At 69.0% G+C, this 11,833-nt stretch carries 8 protein-coding genes and 1 tRNA gene; 6 read left to right on the top strand and 3 right to left on the bottom strand.

The window, feature by feature from the left end:
- Positions 1-188 precede the first annotated feature (188 nt).
- The 5 genes from BMH31_RS14445 (at position 189) to BMH31_RS14425 (ending at position 8,865) form a co-directional block, all read left to right on the top strand.
- Positions 189-3,857 (top strand): choice-of-anchor G family protein, encoded by a 3,669-nt coding sequence (locus tag BMH31_RS14445; protein WP_099723194.1) that lies wholly within the window; start codon positions 189-191, stop codon positions 3,855-3,857.
- A gap of 250 nt (positions 3,858-4,107) precedes the next feature.
- Positions 4,108-4,869 carry a DUF5819 family protein gene (locus BMH31_RS14440; protein ID WP_099723193.1) on the top strand — a complete coding sequence of 254 codons (762 nt, stop codon included), beginning with the start codon at positions 4,108-4,110 and terminating at the stop codon, positions 4,867-4,869.
- Positions 4,866-5,936 carry an HTTM domain-containing protein gene (locus tag BMH31_RS14435; protein ID WP_099723192.1) on the top strand — a complete coding sequence of 357 codons (1,071 nt, stop codon included), beginning with the start codon at positions 4,866-4,868 and terminating at the stop codon, positions 5,934-5,936. The genes BMH31_RS14440 and BMH31_RS14435 overlap by 4 nt, the downstream gene beginning before the upstream one ends.
- Positions 5,937-6,022: 86 nt before the next feature.
- A complete protein-coding gene (gene radA, locus BMH31_RS14430) occupies positions 6,023-7,348 on the top strand; it encodes a DNA repair protein RadA (RefSeq protein ID WP_099723191.1) in 1,326 nt (441 codons plus the stop codon).
- An 11-nt stretch (positions 7,349-7,359) separates the two neighbouring features.
- Complete coding sequence (locus BMH31_RS14425; protein ID WP_099723190.1) at positions 7,360-8,865, top strand: malate:quinone oxidoreductase; 1,506 nt, start codon at positions 7,360-7,362, stop codon at positions 8,863-8,865.
- 74 nt (positions 8,866-8,939) lie between these two features.
- Here the strand turns inward: BMH31_RS14425 and BMH31_RS14420 are convergent, their stop codons facing one another.
- On the bottom strand, positions 8,940-9,704 hold the full coding sequence (locus BMH31_RS14420) for an HAD-IIB family hydrolase (RefSeq protein WP_099723189.1): 765 nt from the start codon (positions 9,702-9,704) through the stop codon (positions 8,940-8,942).
- Positions 9,705-9,797: 93 nt separating this feature from the next.
- Here BMH31_RS14420 and BMH31_RS14415 point away from each other — a divergent pair.
- A tRNA-Pro gene (locus BMH31_RS14415) sits at positions 9,798-9,871 on the top strand.
- A 316-nt stretch (positions 9,872-10,187) separates the two neighbouring features.
- On the opposite strand, the gene BMH31_RS14410 is transcribed toward BMH31_RS14415, so the two are convergent.
- Together BMH31_RS14410 and BMH31_RS14405 are read right to left on the bottom strand one after the other, a co-directional pair.
- Positions 10,188-10,916: an FCD domain-containing protein gene (locus tag BMH31_RS14410; protein ID WP_099723188.1), complete on the bottom strand. Its 729-nt coding sequence runs from the start codon at positions 10,914-10,916 to the stop codon at positions 10,188-10,190.
- A gap of 89 nt (positions 10,917-11,005) precedes the next feature.
- On the bottom strand, positions 11,006-11,797 hold the full coding sequence (locus tag BMH31_RS14405; RefSeq protein WP_168187886.1) for a 3-oxoacyl-ACP reductase: 792 nt from the start codon (positions 11,795-11,797) through the stop codon (positions 11,006-11,008).
- Positions 11,798-11,833 lie beyond the last annotated feature (36 nt).

The following is an 11,833-nucleotide window of genomic DNA, read 5'->3' as shown; positions in this document are numbered from 1 at the left end:
GCGGGAAGGGAATCCGTATCCCGCACCGCTTTCAATCGTATGCGCGTACGCGTAGTCGGGGTTACGCACAGTCCTGGGAGTTCGCTGGACCCCTGGTTACGCTCGCGACGAGAGCGTCGGGCCGTTGGCGGGAACGCCTGCGACCCGGGAGCCTCACGAACCTCATCATCAAGCGTTTGGGGGAACACTTGACCAAGCAACTCCGGCGAACGGATGCCGGCAAGCGGAGAGCCCGGGGCATCGCCCTGGTCACCGCCGCCGCGACCATCCTCGCTCCAGCCTTCGGCGTCGCCTCGGCGGCCAACGCCGACTCGAAGAACTCGGGACCGGTCTCGTCCGCGGCATCCGCTGCGCACGGGCACGGGCTCTGGGTCGACGCGCTCAACCTGAACCTCGCCGGTGGTGCCGAGGCCAACTCCGCCTACTCCGCCGATAAGGGACCGAACCGGGATGCGCTCAACGTGTCGCTTCTCGGGGGCGCGGCGTCGATCAACCTCGGCACCATCACTCTGCCCCTGATCAAGGATGCGCAGCACACCAACGGTCTCCTCGATCTCGGCAGCCTCGGAGCGATTTCGAGCTACGGGGCTTCCCCGACGCTCACGAAGTCGAACGCGGCCTCCGGCCTGATCACGCAGGAGGGCGCGATCAACGTCGACGCTGCGAAGGACTCGGACTTCAAACCCGCGAACCTCGACCTCTCCGCGCTCCTCACCCAGGTGCTCGGCCAGCAGATCACGGACACCGTGCTCGACAAGGCGACCATCAACATCGGCGCGGTCGCCTCGCAGGCGCAGAACTCCTTCGGCGCCAACTCCTCGGAGTACATGCTGAGCGAGCTGAACGCCGATGTGCACAGCAACCTGGTCGGCGGCGTGGTGACGTCGCTCGACGGTGTGATCACCACCGCCGTCGCACCGATCACGAACCTCGCCGCTCCCGGTGGTGCGCTCGAGACCGCTCTGAAGAGCATTCTCAACGTGAACCTCCTGGGGCTGGTGAAGGTCCAGCTCAAAGAGCTCTCGGTCGACACCACGAGCCTCGTGAGCACGGTCCAGGCGCAGTTGCTCCAGACACCGCTCGCCAACAGCGACGGCAGCGTGAAGATCGACCTGAAGACCGGGCTCGTGCACCTCGATCTCGCGAAGCTCGCGATCAAGGGCCACGGGGTCACCTCGCTCAACGACCTGCCCGCGAACACCGATGTGCTCGATGCGGCGACGGTCACGGCGATTCTCGACGGCGTGTCCGACACCCTGGTCGGCAACAGCCCGAACTCGCTCGTGAACAAGGCGGTCACGCTGGTCACGAAGGGCATCTACGACACGGCGGTCAACCTCGACATCGACGTCTCCGTGCTGATCGGCATCGCGAAAGCGCCCGTCACCGTCAAGACCACGATCGGCGGCCTGCTCGGCCAGCCCGGATACCCGGCCCCGGTCATTGACGTGAGCCAGCTCGATCTGCTCGGGATCCCGATCGGCGGCCTGGTCCAACCGATCATCGACCTGGTGAGCGGGGCGCTCACCACCGTCGGAGCATCGGTCGTGAAGCCCGTGGTCGACAACGTCATCGGCGGTCTGCAGCCGGCGATCATGGGCGTCGTCACACCGGTCCTCGACGGTCTCGTCGGGAGCGACGGTGCGCTGAAGAAGGTGCTGAACGAACTCGTGACGCTCAGGATCAACGAGCAGCCGACGAAGCTCTCGCCGGCGCAGCCCGCTGACATCTCTGGCGGATTCTCCGTCCGTGCGCTGTCTCTGGCTCTGCTCCCGAACATCCTCGGCAGCAACGCGGTCAAACTCCAGTTCGCCTCGTCGACGGTCAAGGCCGCCGCGAACCCGACGCTGGCGGCGACGCCCAGCTCAGTGGCGCAGGGCGGCACCGTCACCCTCAAGGGCGACGGCTTCACCCCCGGTGAGACGGTGACGATCACGCCCGCGGGCGGCACTGCCTTTACGGCGACTGCGGGAGCCGACGGCACCTTCACGCAGACCTGGACCGTTCCGGCGACCCAGGCTCTGGGTTCGCTCGAGTTCACCGCGACCGGCGGCACCAGCAACAAGTCGGCGAAGGCGACCGTGACGGTCACCGACGGCGGTACCGGGGCCAACGCGAACACCAACGCGAACGCGAACTCGGCTGCCAACGCGAACGCCTCGGCGTCCGCAGCGGCGTCGGCCCAGGCCGACAGCAACGCCAACGCGGCGGCGCAGGCGGCGGCGCAGGCCGCGGCAACGGCCGACGCGAAGACGACGGCTTCGGCCGCCGCCACCGCGAACGCGGAGGCCGCAGCGAAGTCGGCTGCGGACCCGACGGCATCGTCCAACGCCTCGACGACCGCGACCACGACTGCGAACGCAGCCGCGACCGCGTCGGCCCAGGCAGCGGCGAACACCGATGCCACGTCGACCACCAACGCCGACGCCTCCTCGGCGGCGACGGCGAACGCCGAAGCGGCGTCGAAGGCTGCGGCGACCGCGAACTCGAGCTCGAACGCATCGGCGAACGCCGCTGCGAGCGCCACCTCGAGCAGCTCGAGCAACGCTGATTCCAGTGCCAACACCAACGCGACCGCGTCGGCGTCGGCATCGGCGAACGCGAACAGCACGAGCCACGCGAACGCTCAGGCGGCGGCGAAGGCCGCGGCGATGGCGGACAACAGCAGCCAGGCCTCGGCCGCGGCGAACGGTGACGCATCGATCGCGGCGAAGGCTGCGGCGAACCAGAACGCCACCGCGACGACCAACGCGACGGCGAACACCGCTGCGGCGGCGAACGCCGCCGCGCAGGTGGCCGCCGCTGCGACGGCGGACTCCAACGCCAACTCGGCGACGCACGCGAACGCATCGACCCGCGGCAACGCGAACGCCGGTGCGGCATCGCAGGCGGCGGCTCAGTCCACCTCCTCGAGCGACGCTTCGGCGGATGCCGACGGCCCGGTCAACACCACGAAGTGGAAGCGCCTCGGCGGTGCGGATCGCTTCAAGACCGCGGTGAAGATCTCGCAGGAGACCTTCCCCAAGGGCTCGCAGAGCGTGGTCATCGCGCGCAGCGACATCGCCCCCGACGCGCTGTCGGCGGCCCCGTTCGCCGCGAAGCTGAAGTCGCCGGTGCTGCTCACGCAGACCAAGTCGCTCAACACCGACACGGCCGCGGAGCTCAAGCGCCTCAAGCCGAAGACCGCCTACATCGCGGGCCAGACCGGTGCGGTGAGCACCGCGACGGAGAACGCGATCAAGGCGCTCGGCATCAAGACGGTGCGCCTCGGCGGAGCGGATCGCTACGAGACCTCGCTGAAGATCACGGAGGCCGGCTGGGGTGCGAGCGGCACGGATACGGTGTTCGTGGCGACCGGCCGCGACTACCCGGACGCGCTGTCCGCGGGCAGCGCGGCGGGTGCGGTCGGTGCTCCGGTCCTCCTGGTCGACGGTATGCAGCCGAAGGCCTCGAAGGCGGCGCTCGCCGAACTGAAGCAGTTCCACCTGAAGAACATCTTCATCGCGGGTGGTGAGGGAGTGGTGTCGAAGGGCGTCGCGACCTCCGTGCGGTCCTCCGCCACCACCGTGAAGCGGTACGCGGGTCTCGACCGCTACGAGACCTCGGCGCTGCTCGCGGCGAAGTGGAACACGAAGAACGGCCTGGTCTACCTGGCCACCGGTCTCGACTTCCCGGACGCCCTCTCGGGCTCCGCGGTCGCCGGTGCTCAGACGGCTCCGATCATGCTGACGCAGCGGTACTGCATCCCGAAGGATGTCTACGGTGTCTTCACTGACATCAAGCCGAAGACCGGATTCGTTCTGGGAGGCACCGGTGTGGTCAGCGACAAGGTGCTGAACAACCGACCGTCCTGCTAATCGGGTGACGGGATGGCCGGGACTGCGACGCAGTCCCGGCCATTCTCCGTTCCCTCTCAGGGTCAGTAGACTCAGCCGCGGGAGGGAACTGTGAAAGGAGCTGTAGGTCTTGGTGAATCAGAAGGTGCTCGGGGAGTCTGAGGAAACTCCGACTCGTGCCGGGCAGAGCGGCGATCCAGAGCCGCCATCCGCGTCAGACTCTCCTCCCGAACCCGGGTCGAACCGCGCTCAGCGGAAGAAGCGCAAGCCGGTGGTGCGCGTCATCGCCTGGGGAGCGGTGCTCCTCACCGCATGGCAGGTGTTCGCATCGTTCCTGTGGATCGCGCCCTACTCCGCGAACGCGCGTGAGGTGGTTCCCGGGAACCTCCTCACCTCGTACATGATCCCGTTCTTCGGGCAGTCGTGGAGCGTGTTCGCTCCCGAGCCGATCAACGGCGACTACCACTTCAACGTGCGCGCCGTCATCAAGCAGGACGGCAAGGAGGTCACGACGGGATGGGTGAGCGCTACCGACGTCGAGATATCGATGATCCGCTACAACCTCTTCCCGCCCCGAGCGGGGATCCAGTCGAGCGAGGTCGCGTCGAACTACAAATCGGCGTTCGACGCGCTCAACGCGGACCAGCAGAAGCTCGTGGGCGGCGACTACTCGAACGCGGAGTGGGAGACGGCTCTCTACGACAAGCTCGATGAGAAGGCCGCGGCGAACGGCAACGCCGGGGCCTCGGTGACCTCGGACCAGATGAGCATGTACCTCGGCCAGGAGCACATGTCGACCGCGTACGCGACGCAGGTGGCCAAAGCGATCTGGGGCGAGGGCGTCGAGCGCGTGCAGTACCGGGTGAGCCGGCAGAACGTGATCCCGTTCGCGCAGCGGAACGATCCGAAGGCCGAGAGGCCCGCTCCGACGGTGATCCTGCCGGGCTGGCGTCCGCTGGTGACGGAGCCCGGGCAGAGCGATCAGGACTTCGCGGACGTGTTCCGCGCACAGTACGAACGGATGAGCAAATGAACCGGGTCGCGCAGTTCGGCGCATTCGTCTGGAGCCTCATCGTCGTCGCGGTCCGAACCCCGATCGTGACGATCGGCAGGGGGCTCGCGTTCTTCGAGAACTGGCTGCTCGTCAGCAAGAAGTCCCTCTACGGCCTCGCGGTCACCCGGATCCTGTTCGGGGCCACCGGTCTCGGGCTCCTGCTGGCGAACTTCTCCACGCGACTGTACACCTTCGGCCCGGGGTCGGCGTGGAACGGAGAGCTCGCCGAGCCCGTCAGCGACTTCCCGAAGATCTGGATCTTCAGCCTGTTCCACGCCGTCGCCGGAGATCCCGTGCTCTACACGGTCTGCTACGTCGCGCTGATGGCGCTCGCGGTGCTGTTCATCCTGGGATGGCGGTTCCGCATCGTCCTGCCGATCTTCTTCGTCGGCTGGGTCGGCTTCATCGAAGCGAACGACATGGTCGGCGATCAGGGCGACAACATGTTCCGCATCGCGATGATCCTGCTGTTCTTCGCCGATCCGGCCGCGCGCTGGTCGCTGGATGCGCGCAGGCGCGCGAAGCGGGAGTGGTTCGCGGAGGAGAGCGGTCCGCGGCAGATCGGGAACGCCCTGCACAACCTCGCACTGATCGCGCTGACCGCGCAGGTCATGTTCGTGTACGCGTCGGGCGGGCTCTACAAGGCCAGCGGAAGCCCCTGGTCGGAGGGCTACGCGGTGTACAACCCGCTGCACACCATGCGCTTCGGCACCTGGCCCGTGCTCAGCGACCTGGTGACGACCTGGGGCCCGATGGTCGCCGTCGCCTCCTGGGGATCGATCATCCTGCAGGTCGCGTTCCCGCTCGCACTGCTGTCCCGTCCCACGCGCATCATCGCCCTGTTCGGGATCCTCGGCTTCCACATCGCCATCGCGGTGCTCATGGGCCTGCCGTGGTTCTCGCTGACGATGATCGCGATCGACTCGATCTTCATCCGAGACCGCAGCTGGCAGAAGGTGAGCCAGGGGGTGAAGGATCGCTGGCGGACCGCGATGGGACGTGCGGCGAGTCCGCCGACGAAGGCGCCCGTCGAGGTCTCGGCCTGACCCGCCGATGGCGGCCCGTGCATCGCGCACGGGCCGCCATCGCCGTCTCCGGGATCGATGTCGGCGGTCCCGGATAGGCTCGCCGCATGGCGAAATCGAGCGGCGGCTACGCGTGCACCGAGTGCGGCTGGCGCGCACCCAAGTGGGTCGGGCGCTGCGGCGAGTGCCAGCAGTGGGGCACGGTGCAGGTGCTGGGCGCGCCCGGTGCCACGCTTGCGCGCACGGTGCAGGCCGCTGCTCCCGTGTCGGGGCGCGAGGCGCGACCCATCACCGAGCTGAGCGGCGAGCCCGTGCGGCACCGCCCCACCGGCATCGGCGAGCTCGACCGGGTGCTCGGCGGCGGTATCGTGCCGGGTGCCGCGGTGCTGTTCTCGGGCGAACCCGGAGTCGGCAAGTCGACACTGCTGCTCGATGCCGCGGCACGCACGGCCGAACGAGGCGGACGGGTGCTCTACGCGAGCGGCGAGGAATCCACCGGGCAGATCCGCATGCGCGCCGAACGCACCGGGGCCCTGCACGACACGCTCTACCTCGCCAGCGAGACCGATCTCGCGACGGTGCTCGGGCACATCGAGGCGGTGCAGCCCGAACTCGTCATCGTCGATTCGGTGCAGACGCTCGCGAGCGATCGGGTCGACGGCGGCGCGGGCGGGCCGGCGCAGGTGCGCGAGGTCGCTGCGGCGCTGATCCGGGTGGCGAAGGAGCACGGCGTACCCGTCATCCTCGTCGGTCACGTCACGAAGGACGGCAACGTGGCGGGCCCCCGGCTGCTCGAACACCTCGTCGACGTCGTCTGCCACTTCGAGGGCGACCGACGATCCACCCTTCGTTTCCTCCGCACCCTCAAGAACCGCTTCGGCCCGACCGACGAGGTCGGCTGCTTCGAGATGAGCGGCAGCGGGATCCAGGAGGTGCCGGATCCGAGCGGGCTCTTCCTCAGCCGCAGCACCGAGCCGGTCAGCGGCACCTGCGCCACGATCGCGCTCGAGGGGCGCAGGGCGATCCCCGTCGAGGTGCAGGCGCTCGTCGCGAGCACGACCGCGCCCAACCCGAGGCGCGTCACCAGCGGCGTCGACGGCGCGCGCGTGGCCATGGTGCTCGCCGTCCTCGAACGCCGTGCCCGGGTCAAACTGCACGACAAGGACGTCTACGTCTCCACGGTCGGCGGCGTCCGCCTCGCAGAACCTGCGGCCGACCTCGCCATCGCGCTGGCGGTGCTGTCGGCGATCACCGACCGGCCGCTGGCGCACGAACTCGCCGCGGTCGGCGAGATCAGCCTGGCCGGCGAGGTCCGTCCGGTCGTCGGCGGCGAGCAGCGACGGGCCGAGGCGCAGCGACTCGGGTACCGCAGACTCGTCGATTCCGACAGTGGAACCCTCGCTCGGGCGAGAGCGCTCGCGCTCGGGGAGTAGAATCAAGGATCGTGAGCAACAACACGGTAGACGTCGTCCTCATCGGTGGCGGGATCATGAGCGCCACGCTCGGCACCATGATCTCCCAGGTCGAGCCCGACTGGAGCATCGAGCTGTTCGAGTCGCGCACCGAGGTGGCGACCGAGAGCACCAACGCATGGAACAACGCGGGCACCGGCCACGCGGCACTGTGCGAGCTCAACTACATGCCCGAGGGCAAGGACGGCAGCCTCTCGGCGGCGAAGGCCATCGACATCAACGAGCAGTTCCAGCTGTCCCGCCAGTGGTGGTCCTCCCTGGTCAAGCAGGGCGTGCTCGGCGAGCCCTCCAGCTTCATCAACGCGACCCCGCACATGACCTTCGTGCGCGGCGAGTCGAACGTCGACTACCTGCGTCGCCGCTACGAGCTCCTGAAGGAAGAGCCGCTGTTCTCCGACATGGAGTTCAGCGACGACCCGGAGCAGATCGCCGAGTGGACCCCGATGCTCGTCGAACGACGCAGCAAGGACGAGGTCTTCGCGGCCACGCGCTCGCTCAGCGGCACCGACGTCGACTTCGGCGCGGTCACCCGACAGCTCATGAGCCACCTCGAAGGCCAGGGCGTCACCGTCAACCTCGGACACGAGGTCAAGAAGCTCCGCCGTCGCGCCGACGGCACCTGGGACGTGTACGTGCGCAACCGGGCCGGCTACGGCAAGCGCACCGTCAACGCGCGCTTCGTCTTCGTGGGGGCCGGCGGCGGCGCGCTGTCGCTGCTGCAGTCCTCCAAGATCCCCGAGATCAAGGGTTTCGGCGGCTTCCCCATCAGCGGCAAGTTCCTCAAGTGCGACAACCCCGAGGTCGTGCGCGAGCACCGCGCCAAGGTCTACGGCAAGGCCGCGGTCGGCGCACCGCCCATGTCGGTCCCGCACCTCGACACCCGTATCGTCGACGGAAAAGAGAGCCTGCTCTTCGGGCCGTACGCCGGCTTCAGCCCGAACTTCCTCAAGAAGGGCTCCTGGTGGGATCTGCCGGGCTCCATCCGCCTGCACAACCTGTGGCCCATGATCCGCGTCGGCCTCAGCGAGTTCTCGCTCGAGAAGTACCTCCTCACCGAGCTCATGGCGAGCCGGGAGAAGCAGCTCTCGACCCTGCGCGAGTACATGCCCTCCGCCAAGCGCGGCGACTGGGAGATGATCACCGCAGGCCAGCGCGTCCAGGTCATGAAGAAGGACCCGAAGAAGGGCGGCGTGCTGCAGTTCGGCACCGAGGTCATCACGGGCGCCGACGGCACCATCGCCGGGCTGCTCGGCGCTTCGCCCGGTGCATCGACCGCGGTCCACGCCATGCTCGGCGTGCTGCAGAAGTGCTTCCCCGAGCAGTTCGAGGCCCGCTGGCGAGACGAGTTCCTCGCGCAGATCCCGGCCTACGGTACGGGCGTCAACCACGACGCGGCCCTCGCCGCGCAGACGCTCGCCGAGACGGGCGCCGTGCTGGGACTGCTGCCGAAGCAGGTCGAGGCCGCAGCGGCCGAATAGCCCGGAATTGCAAGAGGGGGCGGGATCCGACAGGATCCCGCCCCCTCTGCGTTCAGCGGACTCGCGGCTGCTGTCTACTGCTCCGCGAGCAACTGCTCGAGGTAGTGCGCGGTGTCCTCCCAGCCGGTGACCGCGTGGCAGCGCACGCCCATCGCCTTGACGGGATAGTCGTTGCCGTCCGGGTCGAGGCGGTCGCCGACGAAGAGCATGCGGTCGAGGGGGATCCCCGTCTGCTCGGTGAGCTTGCGCATGCCGTAGGCCTTGTCGATGCCTCGACGGGTGATGTCGACGGACGTGGATCCACCGCTGCGCACCTCGAGGTCGGGCAGGCGATCGGCGACGGCGGCGCGCAGGGTGTTCTTCTTCGTGCCGTCGGGATCCCACGCGTGCTTCGCCGCGACGGGGGCCCGCTGGCCGAGGGCCGAGAACGTGACCTGCGAGCCGCGATCCTCCAGGATCTCGCCCCAGGGCTCCGCCTCCCAGAGGCCGAGGCGTTCGGCCTCCTCGCGGAGCGCGACGAAGGCCGCGTCGCGCTGCTCGGGGGTGAGCTCCTCGCGGTAGACGGTCTCCCAAGCGCCGGCGCTACGGCGTTCGTAGCGCGTACCGCAAGTGGGGAGCAGGTGCAGACGCTCGAGGGCGTCCTCCGCGGCGTCGCCGAGCTGCGAGACGAGCTGGTTCTCGAACTGCTCGAAGTTGCCCCCCGAAATGACCGCGACCGAGGTGCGGTCCAGCAGGCGCTCGAACACGGCCAGCATGCGGGGTTCGAGCGGGGACTTGGACGGTGCGAGAGTGTCGTCGAGGTCGAACGCGATCAGGTCGGGCAGCGGTTGGGCAAGCATTGTTCCAGTCTCCCATGCGCCACACGCCCGAACGCCCCGATTTCCGTTTGCGCCCCGGAGCACGCTAAGCTGTTCCCTGCGCCTCGGCGCAATCGGGATGTGGCGCAGCTTGGTAGCGCACGTCGTTCGGGACGACGGGGTCGCAGGTTCAAATCCTGTCATCCCGACTGAGAAGCCCCGGAGCTTCCGCAGATTTCTGCGGGTGCTCCGGGGCTTTCTGAGTTTTCGGGGTGGGTGTTCCCGAGGAAGCGGGCACCCTGCGGACACGGCATGGAGGCGACGCGGCAGGTTCTGGCGTCGCCGGCACCAGGGGACGCCTCAGCGACGAGAGGACGGCGAGTCTCCCGTCGATCGCGCGTTCTTTCGTCGGTCGGGTATCCACTCGCCGAATCGGCGCCTGGGCGCCGCATCCGCACCCGTGACGCCAGATCCATCGCCCCGACTCGCCCTCGCCCGACCGCGCGCCGCGGGACGGAGCCTCCGTCAGCGCGTCGACAGGAAGCCGCGCAGCAGCGCCGCGGATCCTTCGATGTGTTCCAGCATGGCCTCGGCGGCGGATTGCGGGCGGCCGGCGAGGATCGCCGAGACGACGGCCTCGTGCTGCGCGTCGGAGTGCGAGAGGTTCGGGCGGAGCATCGGGATCTCGTCGAGCAGCGCGTTCACGCGGGTGCGCAGGTCCGCGACGAGGGGGACGAGGCTGGGGGAGCCCGAGAGCTCCGCGATGAGGAGGTGCAGGCGCGAGTCGAGGCGGCGATGGTTCGCATCGTCGGAGGCGCGGCACTCCTCGAGCGCGCGGGCGAGCGCGGCCCGCTCATCGGCGCTCAGATCACGGGCTGCGGCCTCGCGCGCGGCCCCGACCTCGAGCACCCGCCGCAGCACGGTCGTGTCCTCCACCTCCGCTTCGCCGAGCTCGGCGCGGGCGGGGCGCAGCGCGGACTCGTCGGGCAGCGCGTCGACGACGAAGGTGCCGCCGTAGCGGCCGCGGCGCGAGAGCACGAGGCCGGCCTCGGCGAGCGTCGCGAGCGCCTCGCGCACGGTGTCGCGGCTGACCTTGAGCATCACCGCGAGATCGCGTTCGGCGGGCAACCGCTCGCCCGGCCCGATCATGCCGAGGCGGATCGACTGCAGCAGACGCTGCACCGTCTCCTCGTAGGCGTTGGTGGGGCGTTCGGCCCGGATCAGGAGCTCGACGCCGTCTGCCGAGGGATGCATGGATCCTCCTCCTGCCGCGCGGTCCACTGCGAGTGTACGCCGAGGACCGGGCGGCGACGCGCGCCGTCGCCCGGTCCTCGGGTCGCGATTCAGAGCGGGGTCGTGTACGCGCTGGTCAGCCCGCCGTCGACGAGGAACGTCGACGCGGTGATGAACGATGCGTCGTCGCTCGCGAGGAACGCGACCGACGCCGCGAGCTCCTCGGGGCGGGCGAAGCGACCGACGGGGACGTGCACGAGGCGGCGGGCCGCACGCTCCGGATCCTTCGCGAACAGCTCCTGCAGCAGCGGGGTGTTCACGGGTCCGGGGCAGAGCGCGTTCACGCGGATGCCCTGCCGGGCGAACTGGACGCCGAGCTCGCGGGTCATGGCGAGCACGCCGCCCTTCGACGCGGTGTAGGAGATCTGCGAGGTCGCGGATCCCATCACGGCGACGAACGACGCGGTGTTGATGATCGAGCCGGATCCCTGCGCGGTCATGTGCCGCAGCGCGGCGCGGGAGCACAGGTAGACGCTCTTGAGGTTCACGTCCTGCACCTTCTCCCACGCGGGGAGCTCGGTGATCTCGATCGAGTCGTCGTCGTCGGGCGAGATGCCGGCGTTGTTGAACGCGATGTCGACCGAGCCGTACTCGCGGGCCGCGGTGTCGAACAGATTGTTGACCTGGGCCTCGTCGGTCACGTTGACCTGGACGAACAGGCCGCCGACCTCGGCCGCGGCGGCCTCGCCGGCCGCCGGGTTCATGTCGCCGATCACGATCGTCGCGCCCTCGGCGCGCATGCGGCGGGCGGTGGCGAGGCCGATGCCGCTCGCGCCTCCGGTGATGACGGCGACCTTCCCGGCGAGCCGCTGGGTCAGGTCGATCGGGGTGATGTCGTTCATGGTGCTTCCTTCTGAAGTGTCGTGCGTGAAGAAGAC

This window comes from Leucobacter sp. OLIS6, assembly GCF_002752355.1.
Lineage (GTDB): Bacteria > Actinomycetota > Actinomycetes > Actinomycetales > Microbacteriaceae > Leucobacter.
This window is presented reverse-complemented; position numbering and strand designations above follow the sequence as displayed.